The 22,437-nt window shown below is 44.4% G+C and carries 17 protein-coding genes; 10 read left to right on the forward strand and 7 right to left on the reverse strand.

Features of this window, described 5'->3' with window-relative positions; all coding sequences use genetic code 11:
- The first annotated feature begins 214 nt into the window (after positions 1 to 214).
- The 3 genes from FHQ23_RS05785 to FHQ23_RS05795 are packed head-to-tail and all read left to right on the forward strand — an operon-like array spanning position 215 to position 3,080.
- Positions 215 to 967, forward strand: a complete 753-nt coding sequence (locus FHQ23_RS05785; RefSeq protein WP_139613466.1) for an FCD domain-containing protein — start codon at positions 215 to 217, stop codon at positions 965 to 967.
- Between the two features lie 20 nt (positions 968 to 987).
- Positions 988 to 2,172, forward strand: coding sequence for a mannonate dehydratase (gene uxuA / locus FHQ23_RS05790; protein ID WP_139613467.1), 1,185 nt, complete (start codon positions 988 to 990; stop codon positions 2,170 to 2,172).
- Positions 2,173 to 2,216: 44 nt separating this feature from the next.
- Positions 2,217 to 3,080 carry a DMT family transporter gene (locus FHQ23_RS05795; protein WP_139613468.1) on the forward strand — a complete coding sequence of 288 codons (864 nt, stop codon included), beginning with the start codon at positions 2,217 to 2,219 and terminating at the stop codon, positions 3,078 to 3,080.
- An 80-nt stretch (positions 3,081 to 3,160) separates the two neighbouring features.
- Here FHQ23_RS05795 and FHQ23_RS05800 read toward each other — a convergent pair whose 3' ends face one another.
- Genes FHQ23_RS05800 through uxaC form a run of 3 tightly spaced genes read right to left on the reverse strand, consistent with a single transcriptional unit; the run spans position 3,161 to position 7,543 of the window.
- Positions 3,161 to 4,648 (reverse strand): UxaA family hydrolase, encoded by a 1,488-nt coding sequence (locus FHQ23_RS05800; protein ID WP_139613469.1) that lies wholly within the window; start codon positions 4,646 to 4,648, stop codon positions 3,161 to 3,163.
- 6 nt (positions 4,649 to 4,654) lie between these two features.
- The gene (locus FHQ23_RS05805; protein WP_139613470.1) at positions 4,655 to 6,112 is read right to left on the reverse strand and encodes a tagaturonate reductase; all 1,458 of its coding nucleotides are present in this window, start codon (positions 6,110 to 6,112) and stop codon (positions 4,655 to 4,657) included.
- An 18-nt stretch (positions 6,113 to 6,130) separates the two neighbouring features.
- On the reverse strand, positions 6,131 to 7,543 hold the full coding sequence (gene uxaC / locus FHQ23_RS05810) for a glucuronate isomerase (RefSeq protein WP_139613471.1): 1,413 nt from the start codon (positions 7,541 to 7,543) through the stop codon (positions 6,131 to 6,133).
- A 283-nt stretch (positions 7,544 to 7,826) separates the two neighbouring features.
- On the opposite strand from uxaC, the gene FHQ23_RS05815 reads away from it, so the two are divergent.
- The 4 genes from FHQ23_RS05815 (at position 7,827) to exuR (ending at position 11,523) form a co-directional block, all read left to right on the forward strand.
- Positions 7,827 to 8,813 (forward strand): TRAP transporter substrate-binding protein, encoded by a 987-nt coding sequence (locus FHQ23_RS05815; protein ID WP_139613472.1) that lies wholly within the window; start codon positions 7,827 to 7,829, stop codon positions 8,811 to 8,813.
- Between the two features lie 30 nt (positions 8,814 to 8,843).
- The gene (locus FHQ23_RS05820) at positions 8,844 to 9,344 is read left to right on the forward strand and encodes a TRAP transporter small permease (RefSeq protein ID WP_139613473.1); all 501 of its coding nucleotides are present in this window, start codon (positions 8,844 to 8,846) and stop codon (positions 9,342 to 9,344) included.
- Positions 9,344 to 10,663: a TRAP transporter large permease gene (locus tag FHQ23_RS05825; protein WP_139613479.1), complete on the forward strand. Its 1,320-nt coding sequence runs from the start codon at positions 9,344 to 9,346 to the stop codon at positions 10,661 to 10,663. Before FHQ23_RS05820 ends, FHQ23_RS05825 begins: the two co-directional genes overlap by 1 nt.
- Before the next feature lie 86 nt (positions 10,664 to 10,749).
- Positions 10,750 to 11,523, forward strand: a complete 774-nt coding sequence (gene exuR, locus FHQ23_RS05830) for a transcriptional regulator ExuR (protein WP_139613474.1) — start codon at positions 10,750 to 10,752, stop codon at positions 11,521 to 11,523.
- 209 nt (positions 11,524 to 11,732) lie between these two features.
- On the opposite strand, the gene adhE is transcribed toward exuR, so the two are convergent.
- On the reverse strand, positions 11,733 to 14,354 hold the full coding sequence (gene adhE, locus FHQ23_RS05835) for a bifunctional acetaldehyde-CoA/alcohol dehydrogenase (RefSeq protein ID WP_139613475.1): 2,622 nt from the start codon (positions 14,352 to 14,354) through the stop codon (positions 11,733 to 11,735).
- A 317-nt stretch (positions 14,355 to 14,671) separates the two neighbouring features.
- On the opposite strand from adhE, the gene rraB reads away from it, so the two are divergent.
- Positions 14,672 to 15,121, forward strand: coding sequence for a ribonuclease E inhibitor RraB (gene rraB / locus FHQ23_RS05840; RefSeq protein ID WP_139613476.1), 450 nt, complete (start codon positions 14,672 to 14,674; stop codon positions 15,119 to 15,121).
- A gap of 308 nt (positions 15,122 to 15,429) precedes the next feature.
- A complete protein-coding gene (locus tag FHQ23_RS05845; protein WP_176552260.1) occupies positions 15,430 to 18,348 on the forward strand; it encodes a S8 family serine peptidase in 2,919 nt (972 codons plus the stop codon).
- Positions 18,349 to 18,472: 124 nt separating this feature from the next.
- Here FHQ23_RS05845 and FHQ23_RS05850 read toward each other — a convergent pair whose 3' ends face one another.
- Positions 18,473 to 19,390 carry a LysR family transcriptional regulator gene (locus tag FHQ23_RS05850; protein WP_139613478.1) on the reverse strand — a complete coding sequence of 306 codons (918 nt, stop codon included), beginning with the start codon at positions 19,388 to 19,390 and terminating at the stop codon, positions 18,473 to 18,475.
- A 245-nt stretch (positions 19,391 to 19,635) separates the two neighbouring features.
- Here FHQ23_RS05850 and FHQ23_RS05855 point away from each other — a divergent pair, with 245 nt between their 5' ends.
- Positions 19,636 to 20,436 carry a DUF1269 domain-containing protein gene (locus FHQ23_RS05855; protein WP_176552261.1) on the forward strand — a complete coding sequence of 267 codons (801 nt, stop codon included), beginning with the start codon at positions 19,636 to 19,638 and terminating at the stop codon, positions 20,434 to 20,436.
- Between the two features lie 391 nt (positions 20,437 to 20,827).
- On the opposite strand, the gene shiA is transcribed toward FHQ23_RS05855, so the two are convergent.
- Positions 20,828 to 22,153 carry a shikimate transporter gene (shiA, locus tag FHQ23_RS05860; protein ID WP_267963637.1) on the reverse strand — a complete coding sequence of 442 codons (1,326 nt, stop codon included), beginning with the start codon at positions 22,151 to 22,153 and terminating at the stop codon, positions 20,828 to 20,830.
- A gap of 47 nt (positions 22,154 to 22,200) precedes the next feature.
- Positions 22,201 to 22,437 (reverse strand): hypothetical protein (locus FHQ23_RS12550; RefSeq protein WP_267963638.1); only part of this gene is annotated, 237 nt, incomplete at its 5' end.

Genomic DNA, 22,437 nt, shown 5'->3' on the forward strand with positions numbered 1-22,437 from the left:
ACTTACTTTATAAAATTGGTATACCAAAATATAATAAAAATGTGATTAAAATCACATTTTTAATTTATTGGCATTCCAAAATCTCATATAAACAGGTAAAATATTGAAGTGTAAAAGAGACATTGGTAATCCAATCGGAATTTGTGAGATAAGGTAGAAACTAACTTTGATTGTAATAATATCAATAAGATAAAGTAATTAGCGGAGTTGAATAATGGATAATAATGAACTACGTTCCTATAAAAAAATAGGACTTTTATTAAAAGAACGACTTGCCGATGGTATATATAACATTGGCGATAGATTGCCAACCGAACGTGATTTTGCCGAAGAGTTCGGGGTCAGTCGAACGGTAATCAGGGAAGCACTGATTATGCTTGAACTAGAAAATCTTATTGATATCAAAAAAGGATCAGGGGTTTATGTCACCGCACTTCCGGTTGCTGCAAATGACGAAAAAGACGATATTTTTTCTGATATCGGTCCCTTTGAACTATTGCAGGCGCGGCAGTTATTAGAAAGTAGTATTGCAGAATTCGCTGCAATTCAAGCCACTAAAAAAGATATCGATAAACTGAAATCAATCTTAAACCAAGAGCGAAAAAGCTTACAGCTTGGTGAAGAAGACTATGTTGCAGATGAAGATTTTCATTCAACCATCGCAGAAATAACACAAAATGAAGTGTTAGTTAGAATGCAAAAAGATCTTTGGAAATACCGCACTGACAGTGAAATGTGGAAAGGGTTACACGCCCATATTCCTAATCAAAGTTATCGTTATTTATGGTTACAAGATCATGAAAATATCATCACGGCTATTCAGCGTAAAGATCCTGCTTTGGCAAGAAAGGCGATGTGGCAACATTTAGAAAATGTGAAACAAAAACTTTTCGAATTATCAGATGTAGAAGACCCTGATTTTGATGGTTATTTATTTAGTGTTAATCCGGTTATCGTCGGAATTTAATTTAGTCATAGGAGCAAAAAATGGAACAAACATGGCGTTGGTACGGGCCGAAAGATCCGGTGTCATTGGCGGATATTCGTCAGGCGGGGGCGACGGGGATTGTGACCGCACTTCATCATATCCCGAACGGGCAAGTGTGGAGTATTGAGGAGATCGAGAAGCGTAAAAGTGAGATCGAACAAGCCGGATTGGTGTGGTCAGTGGTCGAAAGCGTGCCGGTGCATGAAGAGATCAAAACCCAAACTGGGCAATATCTGCAATGGATTGAAAATTATCAGCAAACCCTGCGCAATTTGGCAAAGTGCGGTATTGATACCGTTTGTTATAATTTCATGCCGGTGTTGGATTGGACGCGTACCGATTTGGCATACCAATTGCCGGACGGTTCAAAAGCGTTGCGCTTTGATCAAGATGCGTTTGCCGCTTTCGAGCTATATATTTTAAAACGTCCTGGCGCCACTGAAACTTACAGTGCAGCCGAACAGCAAGCCGCCAAAACCTATTTTGATCACATGAACACACAAGATGTTCAGCAACTGACCAATAATATCATCGCTGGCTTACCGGGTGCAGAAGAGGGTTATACCCTTGCCGAGTTCCAGCAACAATTGGATCGCTATCAAGGCATCAGCAAGGAACAGTTCCGTCAGCATTTGGCATTCTTTTTGCAACAGATTATTCCGGTGGCGGAAGAAGTCGGAATCAAAATGGCGATTCACCCTGATGATCCGCCGCGCCCAATTTTAGGTTTGCCACGGATTGTTTCCACGATTGAAGATATGCAATGGTTTGTCGAAACCCAACCGCTGGCGGCAAACGGTTTCACTATGTGCACTGGCTCTTACGGCGTGCGTTCCGATAACGATTTGGTGCAAATGACCGAACGCTTTGCCGATCGGATCTATTTCGCCCATTTGCGCTCCACTTGCCGCGAGGAAAACCCACTGACTTTCCACGAAGCGGCGCATTTAGAGGGTGATGTTGATATGTTTAATGTGGTCAAGGCCTTACTAAGCGAAGAGTACAAACGCAAAGCCGCAGGTAATCAGCGCTTGATTCCAATGCGTCCCGATCACGGCCATCAGATGCTGGACGATTTGCGTAAGAAAACCAACCCAGGCTATTCAGCTATTGGTCGTCTGAAAGGTTTGGCAGAATTTCGCGGACTGGAATTGGCGTTGAAAAAAGTCTATTTTAATCAATAAGATGATAACAGGGGATTCTTTCCTCCTTATCATCGGATATCGCCATGCAAAACTATCTCGGACAACTGCTGATGTTTCTGGTTACGCTGATCGGCGCTTCGGGGTGGTTTTTGTCGAAAAATGCGATTGCAGAAATGCCCTCCGTCGGCTTTATGGGGCTGCGTTTTTTATTGGCAGCATTCATTTTTTTGCCTTTCGCCTATCGGTCATTATATCGTCTGACTAAAATACAAATTCTGAATGCAAGTGCGGTCGGCGTGGTATTAGCGCTCAATCTATTTCTCTGGGTTCAAGGTATAACCTACAGTAATGCTTTAGGGGAAGGCGCTTTTCTGGTCAGTTTGTCAATGCTGATCGCACCGCTCATTGCTTGGTTGGTTTTCAAACACCGCCCTTTGCCGGTATTCTGGCTTTCGATGCCGATTGCCCTTGCCGGACTGTATTTGCTGGCTATCGGGCGCTATGGCGAACTGCGTTTTTCAAGCGGCAGTATCCTATTTCTACTCAGCTCTCTCTCCGCAGCACTCTATTTTGTGCTGAATCATCAATATGCCAAAAATATTCCGTCGATGCCGCTGATTGTGATTCAGTTTGGAATCGTCGGCATGTTATGCAGTGGTTATTCACTCACTTTTGAAGTTTGGCGAACCAATATTTCAAGCCAAACCTGGCTGTGGTTTGTTGCCAGTGTACTGATTGCCAGCAACTTGCGTTATTTTGTACAAACGCTTGGGCAGAAGCACTGCAATATTACAACCGCCGCAATTATTATGGTGCTGGAGCCGGTTTGGACATTAATCTTAAGCGTCTGGATAATGAACGAGCCGATAACGATACTGAAGTTACTAGGCTGTCTATTGATTCTGTGTGCTTTACTGAGCTACCGTTTGAATATTGTCAGAAAATAATAGGGTCTGTTGATACGATTTCTTATCCATGTACAGCGATACTGCACATGGATATCTCATCAAATTCCCAGATTCGCTAGCTATAAAGTCACACCACTTTTGAAAATCGCCAATTCGCGGAAGTCATTAATCTCATTTTTTGTCGGTTGTCCATTTACGGTATTGACCAGCAGATCAATGAAATTTTGCAACATTTGCATCATGGATACCTCTTCCAACAGTTGCCCAGCGTTAAAATCGATCCAGTGTTTTTTCTTGTTTGCCAGTTCGCTGTTGGTGGCGATTTTCAGTGTTGGCACAAAACCGCCGTAGGGCGTTCCGCGTCCGGTGGTAAACAACACGATATGGCAACCTGCCGCAGCTAAGGCGCTAGTTGCCACTGCATCATTGCCCGGCGCGCTCAGCAGGTTCAAGCCGGGGATTTTTAAGCGTTCGCCGTATTTGAGCACATCAACCACTCGGCTATGTCCGGCTTTTTGCGTGCAGCCGAGGGATTTGTCTTCCAGCGTAGTGATGCCGCCCTCTTTGTTGCCCGGTGATGGGTTTTCATAAATTGGTTGCTGGTGCCGAATAAAATACTGTTTGAAATCATTGACCATCGCCACCGTTTTATTAAAAGTCTGCTCATCTCGACAATGGCTCATTAGAATGCGTTCCGCGCCAAACATTTCCGGTACTTCGGTCAACACCGTTGTGCCGCCATGCGAGGTCAGATAATCCGAAAACAGCCCAAGCATCGGGTTGGCGGTGATGCCGGAAAAGCCGTCAGAACCGCCGCATTCCAGCCCGAATTTCACTTCGCTCAACTTGCCCGCTTGCCGTTTGTCTTGCGCCATTTGTTGATACAATTGTTCGAGCAAGGCGACACCAGCCTCAACTTCATCTTCCACTTTCTGCGACACCATAAATTTGACCCGTTCATGATCGTAATCGCCCAACGTCTGCTGAAATACATTCACCTGGTTATTTTCACAGCCCAAACCGATCACCAACACCGCACCGGCGTTCGGGTGTTTGACCATATCCTGCAAAATAATTTTGGTATTTTCATGATCATCACCCAATTGCGAACACCCGTAGCTATGATTGAAAGTATACACACCGTCAATCGCCAATTCGGGGTGATTTTGTAAAAATTGCTTTTGGATCTGACGTGCAATACCGACCACGCAGCCCACCGTCGGCACGATCCACAATTCGTTACGAATGCCGACTTCGCCGTTTTTGCGACGGTATAAGCGCACTTTTCTGTCTTCCGCCTGCGCCGAAAGTGCGGTCGAAATCGGCTCGTATTGATAGTCGTTGATGTCGCTCAGATTGGTTTTGGTATTGTGTACATGCACATGTTCGCCAATGTCGATCGACTGGGTGGCATGCCCAATCGGATAGCCGTATTTGATCACCAAATCACCTGCGGCTATCGTTTGCAGCGCTATTTTATGTCCGCGCGCAACCGCACTTTTCACCTCAAGCGGATTGCCATCACAATCCAGCGTTTGTCCTGCGGATAAATCCTGCAACGCGACGGCGACATTGTCCTGCGGATTAATTTTGATCAACTGTTTCATTATTATTTAATCCTTGCAATAAACCCGAAGTGCGGTGCGCATACCGTCAGTTAAAATCGCCTGCACCTGCTCGGTCAACTGCAACGTCAAGCCCGGCACTTCATTTAAATCCTGCTGCCAATGTTCTTGTTGTCGCAGCACATTACTGACCAGCTGCGCTACGGAAATCTGCTGCTGTTCAAGCTGTTGCCACCAAAGTACATAGTTATCCAACCAGAATTGATCATCATTTAACGGGATCGCTTCGCCATTACGCTTACCACGATAAAAAGCGATTAATGCCGCTAAAGCAAACGTCAAGCGCTCCGGTAAACGATGGAATTTTTGGTGATAAGCCAATAACTGCGGCAAAATACGAGTGACATATTTAGTCATACTGTTCAAGGAAATCGAAAGTAACTGATGTTTGATAAACGGGTTGCGGAAACGGTTGATCACCGCATCGGCAAACTGTTCCAGCTCGGCTTGCGGTAACGATAGCACCGGGATGATTTCCTGATGAATGGTTTGCTCCACAAACTCGCGTAATTGCGGATCTTCCATACTTTCGCCGACATAATCCATGCCCGCCAAATATGCCACCGGCACAAGTGCGGTATGCGCCCCGTTCAAAATCGCCACTTTACGCTCTTTATACGGTTTGATGTCGTCCACGACCAAAATATTCATCGCAACGTGATCTAAATTCAGCAGCTGTTTAACCGATTCCGGTCCCTGGATCACGAACAGATAAAAATATTCGGCGGTATCCAAAAACGCATCTTGATAGCCGAACGCCTGTTCAAGCGCAGTCACTTCATCACGCGGATAACCGGTGACAATGCGATCGACCAAGGTGGAACAAAAAGTATTACTCTGTTCAATCCATTGCGCAAAGTGCGGTGGCAACTGCCATTGCGCCGCATATTTCAGCACCAGCTCCTTCAATTTTTCGCCGTTATAATCAATCAGCTCACACGGTAATAGCGTCCAGCCCTTATCCGGCGCACCGTTAAAATGGGCAAAGCGTTCGAACAATAAACGGGTCAGTTTCGCCGGATAACTACTCGGTGGTGTATCACTGAATTGATCTTGTTCGTTATAACTAATTCCCGCTTCAGTGGTATTGGAAAACACGAGCTGAATATTTTCATCACGAGCAAGCGCCAAATAATCGGCGAAATCTCGGTACACATTAATTTCATTATTGACCGAGCGTATGAGACGCGCCTCTTTCACCGCCTCACCCTGCTCATTCAAGCCACGAATAATCGTAGTATAAAGCCCGTCTTGCGTGTTCAACGACGGCGGAAAATCGCTGTCAATCGGACGGACAACAGTAATCCCCGCATTTAATCCGGTCTTCTCATTTAAAATATCAATCTGCCAGTCGATAAACGCCCGCAAAAAATTGCCTTCACCAAACTGGATAATTTTGGTCGGGTATTGAGGGCCGGGGAAGTTTTGACGATTAAGTTGTTTCATTTCTTTTTCTTTCCTGTATTAATTTAATTCAATCGCAAAGTACTTCTTCGCATTATCAAAACAGATATTGGAAACCATGTTGCCAAGTAACGCTAAATCAGCTGGGGCTTCGCCATCTCTGACCCAGTGTCCGAGCATTTGGCATAGCAAGCGACGGAAATATTCGTGGCGAGTGTAAGACAAGAAGCTACGGCTATCGGTCAACATACCAACAAAATGACTCAATAATCCCAGTTGGCTCAATTGGGTCATTTGACGCAACATGCCGTCTTTTTGGTCATTAAACCACCATCCTGAGCCGAACTGCATTTTGCCGGCAACACCGCCTTGCTGGAAATTACCCAACATCGTGGCAATCACTTCGTTATCTCTAGGATTTAAGCAATACAGGATGGTTTTTGGTAATGCATCATTTTTGGCTTGTGCATTAAGCAAACAGGAAAGCGCCCGGGCAATAGGTTCATCATTAATCGAATCAAATCCGGTATCCGGACCTAATTGTTTGAACATAAAACTATTATTGTTGCGTATGGCACCGATATGATATTGTTGCACCCATCCTCTACGAGAATATTCGCCGCTCAGGAATACCAATACTGCCGTTTTAAATTGTGCCACTTCTGGTTGAGTCAGCAACTGCCCAGCTAAACGCTTACTTAGAATAGTATTGAGAGTGGCTTCGTCCGCTTCACCATAAAGCACAACATCCAAAGCGTGATCGGATACTTTGCAGCCGTGAGCTGCAAAATAATCCATCCGTTTTTTCAACGCATCGCAAAGTGCGGTAAAGGAACTGATATCCGTATCGGAAACCCGTGCCAGTTTTTCGATATAATCATTGAAGGTATCCAATTCGATATTAAATGCTTTATCCGGACGCCAACTTGGCGCTACTTTAATACCAAAAGTGCGGTCTTCCGCAATGGTTTTATGATGCTGCAAATCATCAATCGGATCATCGGTTGTGCCAACGAATTTAACATTCATTTGCTGCATAATGCCCCTGGCTGAAAAGGGTTTTGTTGCCAACATAGCATTACAGCGATTCCAAATGTCATCAGCGGTATCAGCTGATAATAAAATATCGGTAATCCCAAATGGCCGTCTCAATTCTAAATGTGTCCAGTGGTAAAGCGGATTACCAATGGTATGCGGTATGGTCTTGGCCCAAGCGATAAACTTGTCATAATCCGAGCTATCCCCAGTACATAATTGTTCACTGACTCCATGAGTACGCATTGCCCGCCATTTATAGTGATCACCCCTCAACCAGATGTCATACAAATTTTTAAATTGATAATCAATTGCAATTTGTTCTGGTGGAAGATGGCAGTGGTAATCAAAAATTGGCTGATTAACCGCATAATCAAAGTAGAGTTTTTGTGAAAACTCAGTATCAAGCAGGAAGTTTTCCGTTAGAAAAGCGCTCATTGTTTATCCCCCTTCAATCAGGTAGTGAATTTATTGCACGTTATATCACAGCAATCTTGTTATACCAATAACAAAAATATATATTATTATTTTATGTGATATCACTCACATTTGTAGAAATAGGAAAATAACGTCAATGATTTTTAGTGGTAAGATGCCGATGTCTTCAATTGGTAATACTGATTATTATGTAATCCTTCCAAGATAATCTCTTGAAATGGAATATAAACATTCTCACCTACCAACATATATGACATCTTTCAAATCAATTAAGGAGATTCTGATGAAATTTAAACCGTTACTAGCCAGTCTGTATGTAGCTTTACCATTATTGGCAACCTCTGTAGAGGTTTTGGCTGCTCGGGTCACATTAAAATTGGCGCATAATTTGGATCAATCCCACGTTGTGCATCAAGCTCTGGATCAATTAGCAAAAGATTTAAAAGAAAAATCTAATGGTGAACTCAATTTGAGAATCTACCCAAGCAGTCAAATGGGTAGTCCGCGCGAAACGATAGAGATGGTACAAAATAAAGCATTAGACATGACGAAAGCCAGTGCCAGTGAGCTAGAACCTTTTGTCAGTGAATTTGCGATTTTTAGCCTGCCTTATCTTTTCAGCGATGAAGAGCACTTTAAACGTGTGCTGTTTGGACCAATTGGAGAGCAAATTACGGCAAAATCACAAGATAGCGGTTTTAAAATTATTGCGTCTTATGTTGCCGGTACACGCAGCTTCTATGCCAAAAAACCAATTCATTCTCCGGCTGATTTAAAAGGCATGAAAATTCGGGTTGTTCCGACACCAACTACTAATAAGTCAATGGAACTTTTAGGAGCTTCACCCGTGCCGATTCCATTTGGGGAAGTCTATACCGCAATCCAACAAGGTGTAATCGATGGAGCAGAAAACAATATTCCGTCTTACTACCAAACCCGCCATGTTGAAGTCGCCAAATTTTATTCACAAGATGAACGTGTCAGCGTACCGGACTATTTAGTCATTGCCAATAGCACTTGGGATAAGCTAAGCCCAGAACAACAAACACTACTGATGCAAGCAGCAAAAGACTCTGAAATTTTGCAACAAAAATTATGGGATGAAGAGGTAATTCGCTCTAAAGCAGAATCTGAAAAATTAGGTGCAACCTTCATCGAAGTGGACAAACAGCCGTTTCGTAATGCTTTAGCACCAATTTACGATGATTTTGCTAAAGATCCTAATTTATCAACACTAATGGAAGCAATTAAAACCGAAGAAGCTAAATAACTTTTTCATACCAGTAAAAAGGGCACTCATATGCAAATCGAGAAAATAAAAAAACCGATAGACTTGTTTATTTCAAGCTTTTCTATTGTGGTCATGGTGTTATTGGTTATGTGTGTTAGTTGGCAGGTTTTTAGCCGCTATGTATTACAAACACCTAGTACAGTAACAGATGAAATAGCCCGCTTCAGTATGATTTGGGTTGGATTGTTAGGCGCCGCTTATACAGTCGGTGTGCAACGTCATCTGTCTATCGATCTGTTTACTCACAATCTAAGCGGCAAAAAGAAACAGTTAAGTAATATTGTGATTAATATTTTTATTTTTCTATTTGCATTGAGTGTCATGGTGTATGGCGGAGGCACGTTGGTTTCCAAAGTATATGCTTCGGGACAAATTTCTCCTTCGATGCAATTACCAATGGCTTATGTTTATATTGCTTTGCCTTTAAGCGGAATCTTGATGATGTTTTATAGTCTATTGTTTACCTGCGATAACATAACGAAACTAAATAGTACGAAAGGGGAAAAATGATGGAATGGTTAACGTCTTGGGAGTGGTTTATACCAATGATAATGCTGTTATCATTTATCATCTTGGTTTTCATCGGTGTACCGATCTCCTTCTCTATTGGTATTTCAACTATTGTTACCGGCAGCTTAATGTTGCCCACCGATGTGACAGTAATTACCGCGGGTCAAAAAATCGCTACCGGCTTGGATAGCTTCTCTTTATTGGCTATTCCGTTTTTTATTCTTGCCGGTTCTATGATGAACAGCGGTGGTATTGCAATTCGGTTAATCAATTTCTCTCAAGTGTTGGTCGGACGCGTTCCCGGCTCACTTGGCCATGTTAATGTGATGGCAAATATGATGTTCGGCTCTATTTCTGGCTCTGCTGTGGCAGCCGCAGCGGCAGTAGGCGGAACCATGGCGCCGCTCCAGAAAAAAGCCGGTTATGATCCCGCCTATTCAGCTGCCATTAATGTCACCTCTTGCATTTCAGGTTTGTTAATTCCACCATCAAACGTCATGATTGTTTATGCCTTAACCGCCGGCGGAATTTCCGTTGCCACCTTATTTATGGCTGGTTATCTCCCAGGTTTCCTGATGGGTTTTGGAATTATGTTAGTTAACTATGTTTTGGCTAAAAAACGCAATTATCCGCTTTTGGAAAAACCGACATTAAACCTGTTTATTAAGTATATGTTAGATGCGATACCAAGTTTGTTGATGGTTGTGGTGGTTATCGGTGGGATCTTAGGCGGAATTTTTACTGCAACAGAAGCCTCTGCCATCGCAGTTGTCTATACTTTTGTTTTATCCGTGTTGATTTATCGCGAAATTAAACTGAAAGATTTACCATCGATTATTTTAGATGCGGTGATCACAACTTCTATTGTTTTATTCTTAGTTGGGGTATCGGTATCGATGTCTTGGATTATGACCAATGCCGATATTCCTTATATGATAAATGATTTATTGATTAGCATCTCAGATAACTTAATTATCATTCTGTTAATTATCAACATCATCTTACTGATGATCGGGATATTCATGGATATGACCCCGGCTGTGCTGATTTTTACTCCAATTTTTTTACCAATCGTGACAGAAATGGGAATGGATCCGGTACATTTTGGGATTATGATGATTTTTAATCTCTGTATCGGCTTATGTACCCCGCCTGTCGGTAGTGCACTGTTCGTTGGCTGTTCGGTTTCCGGCGTGAAACTACAAAATCTGATTAAACCAATGCTGCCATTCTTCTCTATCTTGCTGATCTCCTTATTCTTAGTGACCTATATTCCAGATATTTCATTGGTATTACCTAAGCTGCTTGGAATGATGTAGAATACAAAAAGTATGACAAGTACCTCATGTCTACAATAGAGGTACTTTTAATTTGTATAATATATTCCAGCCGGAAGGAACAAAAAATGGAATGGATTGAGAATCAAAGGCTATATCAACAACTGGCTCAGGTGTTAAAAACCAGAATCGAAACCGGAATTTATCCGGTGGGCGACAAATTGCCGCCGGAACGTTCTATTGTCGAAGAAATGAATGTCAGCCGAACCGTTGTCAGAGAAGCAATTATTTCGTTGGAAGTCGAGGGGTATGTTGAAGTCAGAAAAGGATCTGGGATTCATGTTATCTCCAACAAACCCGATGATGTTATCTTGCCGGGAAAAGGGCTAGAGTTCGCAACCTGTGGGCCATTTGAGTTGTTACAAGCAAGGCAACTGATCGAAAGTAATATTGCTGAGTTTGCAGCAACACAGGTCACTAAAGAGGATATGGTTGCATTATTGGAAATTCAAAAAAATGCCCGTCAGGAAGACCGCTTTAGAGACTCCGAATGGGATTTGGCATTTCATACCCGTATTGCCAAAATCACTCGCAATTCATCATTAGTCACCATCGTTCAAGAGATGTGGCGGCAAAGAACATTAAATCCATATTGGCTAAAATTACATGAACATATTGATGCCCGCTCAATCGACAGTTGGTGTGATGAACATGATAAAATTCTGGATGCCCTAATGCGTAAAGATGCAGAAGCCGCCAAAATAGCAATGTGGCAACACCTGGAAAATACTAAGCAAATGTTATTTAACGGTGCCAATGATGATTTTGAAATAAGTATGGATCACTTCATGTTCTCTGACAATCCGGTTATCCATCTGAATCCCAATATCAAACATAAATAGTCTATTAAAGTGCGGTTATAAAAACAGCCAATAATAATGCGTTATTATTGGTCCAATTTCTCGGATTAATCAGTTTTGTTCTGAGAATTTTATTATTTTATCAAAAAACACATAATTAATCATATAACCACTAAAAAACCGCACTTCACCAGTCTTATTAGACTAGTAAAGTGCGGTTTTGTTTATTGAGCTAAAACTAACGTGTCGTTTTACTTATCACCATAAAACGCCTTGGTTAAGATCTGCTCCATATCTTCCACCATTGGTAAGCGTGGATTGGCTGGGGAGCATTGGTCTTCAAATGCCAACAGGGCGATATCACGACGGCTGTCCATCCACTCTTGTTCGTTGAGACCTTGATCTTTAAACGACATTTTGATGCCGACTTTTTGTGCCAAATCAGAACACGCTTGAGCAAAAGATTCAACGCCTTCCGCTGCCGTTGTGCTTGGCAAGCCTAACATTTTGGCGATTTCTTGGTATTTCACATCGGCTTTGTAGTAGTTATATTTCGGCCAAGTTGCGGTTTTTTGCGGGCGAGTGCCATTATAACGGATCACATGCGGCATCAAAATCGCATTGGTGCGACCGTGAGGGGTGTGGAAACGACCGCCGATTTTGTGCGCCATCGAGTGATTCATGCCCAAGAAGGCGTTGGCAAATGCCATCCCTGCGATGGTTGAGGCGTTATGCATTTTTTCACGTGCTTCCGGATCAGAGGCGCCGTTTTTCACCGAGCGCTCTAAATATTCAAACACCAGTTTAATCGCTTGCAATGCCAAACCGTCGGTAAAGTCGTTCGCCAAGGTGGACACATAGGCTTCGGTGGCGTGGGTCAACACATCTAAACCAGTGTCGGCAGTCACGTGTGCCGGCACGCTCATGGTGAATGACGGATCGACAATCGCAATGGTCGGGGTCAACGAATAATCCGCAATCGGGTATTTTTTATCGCCTTCGGTGATCACCGCAAACGGGGTCACTTCAGAACCGGTACCGGACGTAGTCGGGATGCCGATAAATTTCGCTTTGCGCCCTAATTGCGGGAATTTGAACGCCCGCTTGCGAATATCCATGAATTTTTGTACCAAATCACGGAAATCTACTTCCGGTTGCTCATAGAACAGCCACATCACTTTTGCCGCATCCATCGCCGAGCCGCCGCCCAACGCAATGATGGTGTCCGGCTGGTAGTTGCGCAACAATTCGGTGCCGCGACGCACGGTTTCGATGCTTGGATCCGGCTCAACATCAGCAAACAGTTGATACGTCACATGGTTGCCACGTGTGGTCAATTGATGGGCAATTTTTTCCACAAAGCCCAAATCGACCATCGTGCGGTCGGTGACGATCACCACGCGCTCCACGCCTTTCATTGATTGTAAATATTGAATAGAGTCACGTTCAAAATAGATTTTTGAAGGCACTTTAAACCACTGCATATTATTTCTCCGTCTGCCAACCCGTTTGATATTTAAAAGATTCACCGCACTTACGTTGTTGCCGACGGAATTTTTACCATAAGAACCACAACCTAACGTCAGGGAAGGCAGGAAGGAGTTATACACATCGCCGATACCGCCGAAAGTGGACGGTGAATTCCAAATCACCCGAATCGCTTTCACTCGTTCACCATATTCTTTGGCGATCTTGGCATCTTTGGTATGAATAGCAGCAGAGTGGCCCAAACCATGGAAATTCACCATTTGTTCCGAGAGTTCAAAGCCTTTTTCGGTTGAATCCGATTTTAAGATCGCCAGCACCGGCGACAGTTTTTCACGAGTCAGCGGCTCTTTTTCCCCGACTAACGCACATTCAGCCGCCAGAATATTGGTTTTTTCCGGCACGCTGAAACCGGCTTGTTGTGCGATCCAGAAAGCAGATTTGCCCACTACATTCGGGTTCAATTTGGCACCGGAGCAGTTGCTGCTGTTGGCTTTCACGCCGAAAATAAATTCTTCCAACAGGGCTTTTTCTTTTTTATTGACGAAATACACGCCATAAGATTTCATCTCAGCGACAAATTCGTCATACACTTCTTTGTCGACAATCGCTGCTTGTTCACTGGCACAGATCATACCGTTGTCAAACGATTTGGACATCACAATATCGTGAGTCGCTTGTTTGATGTCAGCGGTTTTTTCCACATACGCCGGCACATTACCCGCGCCGACGCCCAATGCCGGTTTGCCGCAGGAGTAAGCCGCTTCCACCATTGCATTGCCGCCAGTAGCTAAAATAGTGGCGATGCCTGGGTGTTTCATCAATGCCGCAGTGCCTTCCATCGACGGTTTTTCAATCCACTGCACGCAATTTTTCGGTGCCCCGGCAGCGACTGCTGCTTCATACACCACACGCGCCGCATGGGCAGAACATTGTTGTGCCGACGGGTGGAATGCAAATACAATCGGGTTACGGGTTTTCAACGCGATTAACGCCTTGAAAATCGCAGTTGAGGTCGGATTGGTAGTCGGGGTAATTCCGCAAACCACTCCAACTGGATCGGCAATTTCAGTAATCCCGGTGACATCATCATCACTGATCACGCCGACAGTTTTCAAACGGCGCATATTATTCACCACATATTCGCAGGCGAATAAATTTTTAGTAGCCTTGTCTTCAAACACGCCACGGCCAGTCTCTTCGACCGCATGCAGCGCCAGCACGCCGTGCTGATCCAGTGCGGCAACTGAGGCTTTCGCCACAATATAGTCCACTTGCTCTTGATTCAGCTTGCGAAACTCTTCAAGGGCAATCAGACCGTTTTCAACCAAATGATTGACTTCCGCCTGTGCCGGACTGACAGCAACATCCGCTGTTGTTTTGCTCATAGTGATTTCTCCTAAAGTTAATAAATTAAAAAATTTTCTGGGAAAAATTATAGGCGCTTGAAGCAAATATTTAAGCGTTATTTACCTCTAAAGAGTGATCTAGATCACACATTGTGCAAACTCGAATTAAATCTTAACAAGTGGATAACTGTTTTTTAAAAAGTGGTTGTTTAAAAAAGCGATTATCTAAAAAACGGTTTAAAACCGCACTTTGCTTTCCGCCACTACATCAACAGACCCTAAAATTCCATTGTGCTATTTGTAGCCGAGCCTTACAATGAAACGGTAAATTCAACTTCATATTTAAAGGAGAGGCTATGAAACCGAGTAAAGCCGAACGATTGCAAGAAACTCAAGAGATTATCCAAGATTTGCTGAACGACGGCAGCGATCCACAAGCGCTATACATCATCGAGCACCACGTCTCGCATCGTGATTTCGACAAGCTGGAAAAAATCGCAGTTGACGCATTCAAAGCCGGTTACGAAGTGTCCGAAGCTGAAGAGCTGGAAGATGAAGACGGGCATGATATTTTCTGCTGCGACATCATCAGCGAGATCGAATTGAAAGCCGAATTAATCGGCGCACAACAAGAAGAACTGATTCCCCTGATCGAAAAACACGGCGGTCTTTACGACGGCTGGGGAACCTATTTTGAAGATCCGAATGCCGACGACGACGAGTACGGCAACGACGGCGAGTTTTTCGATGAAGATGATGAAGATGATGATTATGACGATGAAGAAGAGCAGGATACCCGGCACTAACCGCACTTTTCATATCACATTACACTGATTTATCAACCGCAGCCCTTTCGGGCTGCTTTTTTATGCTCACTACAGCACTCTTCTTTATGCCGATTTACCCGGATTATAAAAAATAGACATCCCCCTTATCTTAAGGTAAATCATTGTGATTGTTCAGTTAAATTACAGATAATACCTTGCCGTTACTTTTTTTATTGCATAAAGTGTCGCCGTCTTTTGGAGCTGAAAACGATTGTTAACTCGTTTTCATCAGTATGATTTTAAAAAACAGCAGCCCCCATATTTATAATAATAAAGCAGGAGTTTTAATGTTTAAATTTAACCCATCTTACTTGAATTTAGTGATCAGTACTGCCCTCTTTGGCGCTCAAGTTCAAGCCACCCCCTTAAGTAAAGATCAAGAAGCTTTAGCTTCCTATTTGAAACAACCAAAAGAAGCGATTGGCTTGACAGATAATATTGCAGCCCGTTATAACGGCAACGGCGTGGTGATCGGTGTAGTCGATACCGGATTTTTTAACCAGCACCCTTTATTGAAAAATAAGCAAAATATCATTCCATTGCCTTTCGCACTAACACTGAACGGCAAACCTTACACCTTTGACCCGAACCTCTTGGCAGTGGCAGAAGATCAGAATAGTGAAAAATTGATTTATAGCAGCCACGGCGGAGAAGTAAGCGGGGTTATTGTCGCTGACGCACAAAAATCCAAATTCAATTCACAACTGGATTATTTTGGCGGCATCGCAAAAGGTGCAACCTTATATCAGACTTCCTACGAAGCAACCCATGATCCAATCGCAGATAGCGGCGATCAGCAACAAGACAAAAAATTGCTGCTCGGTAAAAATCCGCTGTCACGCACCATGTTTGCCGGTGCTATCAATAATATGATTGATAAAACAACGACACTGCATGTGATGAACCATAGTTGGAATGAAGATCCGATTTCTAACCGTGTGGATGAGATGGATCGCGAATATAAAGGCACACTGGATTTATCCAACGTGCTAATCAATAGTTTACAACGGGCAACCGAAAAAGGGATTTTACAGGTTTTTGCCGCCGGCAACGAATCAAAACGCCAACCGGGAATTTTGGCCGCATTACCACGCTATTTCCCACAAATGGAGAAGCACTATCTATCGGTGATTGCAGTCAGCGCAGATCACCGGCTGGAAAGCTATTCTAATCATTGCGGCGTCAGCAAAAACTGGTGTATCGCAGCCCCCGGCAGCATGGTATTGCTAGCAGCAAAAGGCGATCCGCAAGCCGATGAAATCGATTATACCTTTGCCATTGAAGAAGGTACCTCTTATGCAGCACCAGCGGTCAGTGCCGCCGCCGCAGTGTTGAAACAACGCTTTGATTATATGAGTATGGCGCAGATACGTGATGTTATGCTCACCACCGCTACTGATTTGGGGAGTAAAGGCGTTGATGACCAATTCGGTTGGGGCATGCTGAATCTGAGCAAAGCAATCAATGGGCCGGCACAGTTACTCGCTGATGAAAGCTACAGCCTGAAACAAGATGATCGCTGGTCGAACAGCCTAAGTGCCGGAGGGCGCCTGACGAAACAAGGAGCGGCAAGGCTGACATTGGCTGGCGACAGTAACCACTTAAAAGGGATTACCGTTGCCGCAGGTGGGCTGACGCTGCTGGGTGATACCCATTTAACGGAAAATGCGTTGGTTGAGCACGGCAATCTGGAAATCAACAAACGCCTGCAAAGCCAAACCGTGCAAATCAAAGCGCAAGGCAGCTTAAGCGGCGACGGTGTTATTGACGCTGCAACCGACATTAGCGGAACCCTGTACGCCGAAGGCATGCGCTTTTTACGACCACTAACATTAGGAGATACGACTTTGTTGGCGCTGCAAGCACCGCAGGGCATTATTGCCGATGGGAAAGCGGCAAAAGTGCGGTTGGCTGGGCGACTGACCACTGCCGAACTGACTACCGAGCTGAACGCTACCCAAGCAAAAACCGGGCAGACCGCAGCGCACTTGCTACAACTAGAAAACGGCGCAAGCTACAGCGGCGGCTTTTCTGCCCTGATTCAACCGCAAGCGCTATTAACTCAAGGCTTGCGCTATGATTTGCAGTTTGCGCAGAACGCCGTTGTGCTGAACGTCAATACGGCAACCTTAACCACCAACAGCGCCAACCGCAATGAAGCTGCGGCAATCAACGCCTTAAACCAATTACGTGACAGCCGTCTGGCATTCAGCCGCAGCAATTACAACCAATGGCTGAACCGCACTTTGCAAAGCGGCGATTGGCAAGGCTTGCCCGCAAATTTGGGCAACAGTATTTATGCCAACGGAATCAGTTATCTGCTCGATCAAGCGGCATTAAACCGCACTTTGTTACATCGTCAATTGTCAACAGCCACAACCTTGAAAAATGGTGAATGGCAAGTGTGGACGGAAAACGGACGTGATAACAGCCGCTATCAGGCAAATCAGCATGGTACGGCGGTGAAATACAACGCCAAACAACTGACGTTGGGCATCAACAAAATGCTGTCCGAACGGGCATTGCTGAGCCTGGCTTTAGCCAATAACCGCTTCGATATAAACCAAACTAACGCCAGCGCCGATATAGGTGAAACTCGTTTTTCTGCTGGCGGACGCTATTATCTGGGCTTGGCACCAAACTGGTTTATCGAAGGCGATTTGTCTTTGGCAACCATCAACTACAAGCAACAACGCCACTTTAACGGCGTAACCACCACCGCTAAAGGCAAAACCCACGGCTGGAACGGTAACCTCGGTTTAAGTGTGGGTTATGTATGGCAACACAACGATTGGTCGCTGCAACCGACAATCGGCGTACAACTCAACCGCCTGAAACTGAAAGGCTTTAACGAACACCATAGCGAGCTGGCGCTGCGTACCGGCGGTATTCGCCAAAGCGAAGTCAATGCACTGCTGGATCTGAAGCTAGACCGCACTTTGCGCTATGCCGACTGGCTGTTGGTGCCGAGTATTTCGGTTGCCTATATCCAGCACTTAGCTTCCCGCCCGCTTGATGTCAGCAGTCAGCTAGATAACGTAACAATCACCCAAACGGCTACCGCCACCCAGCGTGCTCATTTGCGGACACAACTGGCGCTGGCAGTCAACTACTACGCTTGGCAGGCAACATTAGGTTGGCAGCACAACGGCTATCAACAGGAAAAAGGCAATAAGGCCTATCTGAATATCGCCTATCGCTTCTAAGTGTCGGCTTCTAAGCACTGCGATCAAAAAAGCCGCATCAATTAGTTATCTCGGGTCATAAAACCACTTTCGAGATCGATGCGGCTCATTTTGGTCTGCTTTTGCTGAGGCTCAATTTTACGCCCTAATAGTAGCTCTCAACAATTTTAGGATTTTTTTGGATATATTCCGCAATAACATTTTCCAACCAATTCATAAATACCCGAACACGTTGTGGCGGTGATTTATGCGGATAAAGCAAACATACCGGCAGCGATTCAGCTCGAAATTGCGGTAAAATTTCAACTAAACAGCCACTTGTAAGCAACGGTTCAACCAGATAGCGGTAAGTCTGGATAATTCCCATTCCAGCAGTCGCCGCATTACTTAATGAAGTCAGGTTATTAACACTGATATCGGAAGGCATCGCAATATAATCACGTTTACCGGAATCGAAATATTCAAAACCTTCCGGCAATTGACGAAAACGAACAAAGCGGTGGTTTGGCAGATCGGTTAGTTGCATTGGTGTGCCATAACGGGAAAGATAATCTTGGCTGGCACAATTGACTTTCACCAAACGATAGAGTGGTTTGGCAATATAGTTCCCATCCAGCAAATGCCCAGTACGCAACATGCAATCAAAACCATCAGCCAACGGATTGGTCAGCATATCCTGCGTCAACAGCTCGACGCTGATATTTGGATAACGTTGTAGAAATTCAGATAACCGCGGGATAACAATATGTTGGGCGCCGCTTTGCTCCATTCCCATTCGTATCGGTCCGCTGATATTTGTCGGATTTTGGCGAAACATTGCATCAAATTCATTTAAATCGGCGAGTATCGACAAACATTTTTCATAGTAAGCTCGACCTTCATGCGTCACTTCAAGCGAACGCGTTGTGCGCCGTAAAAGTGCGGTATCAAGGCTTTTTTCCAAATCTCGCATTTGCCGAGATGCCGCACCGTTGGAAATATTCATAATCTCGGCAGCCCGTGAAAAACTGCCGGTTTCAACGATGTGTGTAAATAATTTAATTTGCTGTATTTTATTTGTCATTTTTATATGCGCATTTCCGGTAATGTAATGTCCTGCCGAGTCTAATATTAAATACCCGTAATTAACTGACTAAATATTAACAGAAAATTTTCTTTAATTTTTTTCACTAAGGTAAAAACTGTTTTGCATTTTGGAGCATTTATTCCTACATGCTGTCATTTTATAATGATAAAGCTTCTCGCGAAAAGTATAGATTTCAAACAAACCCAATCACCTTTTTCCACTCAAACAAAGGGAATATCTATATGAATAAAATTATTATTGCGGTTTTTAATACCGAAATTGATGCCGCCTCCGGATTAAGCCGTTTGCAACAGCTGCACGAAAGTGGCGATATCACGCTTTACTCAGACAGCATATTTGAAAAAAACAACGACGGCAGTATTAAAGTCCATCAAATAAACGACAAAGGTATTGCCTCTACCGCCATCGGACTGCTGGTAGGCGGATTAGTTGGCGTATTGGCTGGCCCGGCAGGGGTGGCAATCGGCGCATCAATTGGCGGATTGAGCGGTGCATTTGCCGATTTATACGAAAGCGGTGTTGATGCCCGTTTTGTTGATGATGTTGCGCAGGTACTAGCGCCGGGCAAAGTCGCATTAGCCGCTGAGATTGACGAAGAATGGACAGCACCAGTCGATGCTGCTTTGACTGAAGTTGGCGGAAAAATATTCCGTAAAACCCGAGCAGCGATCGAAGATGCGCAATGGGCGAGCGATTTGGCTGCTGATCAAGCAGAAGCTGCCGCTTTGGAAGCCGATTGGAAAGCAGCCAAAGATGATAAAAAAGCGGAAATCAAACAACATCTTGATAAAGTGAAGCAAAAAATCACAGATAAAAAAGCCGCATGGACATCAAAACTGGATAATACCAAATCTGAAACTGAAGCAAAAATTAAACAAGCAGAAACCCAGCTCAAAGATGCTAAAGCGGAAAACAAAGCGAAAGTTCAGGCGCGTATCGATCAAATGAAAGACAATTTGAGTGCACGCAAAACAAAACTTGAGCAATCCGCCAAACTACTGAAAGAAGCGCTTCACCCTTAAAAAAACCGTTGCAGCTAACGACTAAAATTAGCTGAAATAGCAATAAGCTACCGCACTTTTATCACAAAGTGCGGTTTTTGCACGGTTTTATATGAGTATCTGGGATTAACGCTGCGGTCGATATGCTTAACAGAAGCGCAGACAACAAAAAGATATATTTTAATCGGCAAGCTTTTTATATTTCTTGGATTCAACAACCAATTACAAGATTAATCACACTGGCGAACACCTCAGACGGTGTCCGCCAACCCAATGATTTTCTCGGCAGATTATTAAGCCTCTGCGCAATCCACTCCACTTCGGCTTGGGCAAGGTAACGGATTTACACCACCTGTTCAACTTTCAATTTATTGCAATTGGTTGTTGAATCTAAGTCTGTTTTATACCTATTTTATGCCTGTTTTTTGCTTGGCATACTTGCCGCCGCCAGCGCGGTTAATAAACACCCCACCATCAGATAGATCGCCACCGGATACCAAGCACCGTCATACCAAGTCATCAATGCTGCGGCAATAAACGGGGTAAAGCCGCCGCCAACAATACTGGCAACCTGATAACCCACTCCGGCACCGCTATAACGGTAAGCCGTGCCGAAAAACTCAGTGAACAGCGGTTGGTGCACGCTCACCACCATATCGTGGGCAATATTGGCAAGTAGAATCGCAAACAGGTAAATCAACAACAGATTGCCCTGTTCCATTGCCAAAAAGAACGGCACCGCACTCAATGCGCCGATAATCCCGCCACCGACGCACATCCGACGGTAGCCGTAATGATCGGCAATTTTGGCAAAGAGCGGTATGCTGACACAACTGACTGCGCCGACCAATAAACCGATGTTGAGAAAAACACTGCTCGACATCCCCAAATGCACGGTCGAGTAGTTCAAGGCAAAATTAGTGACCAGGTACATGGTCAATAATTCGGCGAAACGCAGGGCGATAATGTATAAAAAGGCTTTCGGGTGGCGAGTGACCGCTTCGATAATCGGCATCCGCCGAACCTGTTTTTGGGTATTGACCACCGTTTGCTCAAACTCAGTTGATTCCTGCTGATTGCGCCGAATCCACAACGCCACCAACAGCAACATCACACTAGCAACAAACGGAATCCGCCATGCCCATTGATGAAAAGCTTCGTTACCGAAAAAGTAAATAATCAGTGATACGCTGCCGGTCGCCAGCATTAAGCCGACACCATAACCGACTTGCACGCCGCTGCTGTAAAACGCTTTTTTGCCCGGCGGGGCGCTTTCGACCGCCATCAATGCCGCACCACCCCATTCGCCGCCGACGGCAAAGCCTTGAATCGCACGCAGTATCACCAACAACACCGGCGCCGCCCAACCAATAGCCTCAAAATTAGGCAGCAAGCCGATCAACACCGTCGAACCGCCCATAAGAACGACGGTCAGCACCAACATTTTTTTACGCCCGAGTTTATCGCCGAAATGCCCGAATACCACGCCACCCAACGGGCGGAATAAAAAGCCGATGCCAAAAGTGGCAAACGCCGCCAGCGTACCCATCGCTGGACTAATATTGGGAAAAAACTGATGATTAAATACCAAGGCGGCAACAATGCCGTACAGCAAAAAATCGTACCAATCAACCACCGCTCCCATAAAGCTGCTCAAGGCGGCACGCTGCGCTCGTTTGTTACTGTAAAGCGGCACTTCGGCTACCGCACTTTTCATCTCTTTTAATATTGGCGACACTGAAACCTCGACTCACCCGACTGTAAAAATAACACCCGATTATGTCATTATTTTTTACTCTGATTATATTTTGGTGTATATAATATATTAGGATATAACTCTCCATTATATTCTTCAAGTAATAATGTTATACAACCTTTATCTTTTACTAATGTAATAATATCACGAAATAACTTTTTTTTCCCGTCCTGAGTAATAAGATAATTTTTTTCATATAAGGATTCATAGCTGAAAAATATAGGAAGTTCAGTTTGCTGGGCGTAAGTCAGTAACGTTGTATAGCC

It is taken from the genome of Testudinibacter crocodili (assembly GCF_006228025.1).
GTDB lineage: Bacteria > Pseudomonadota > Gammaproteobacteria > Enterobacterales > Pasteurellaceae > Chelonobacter.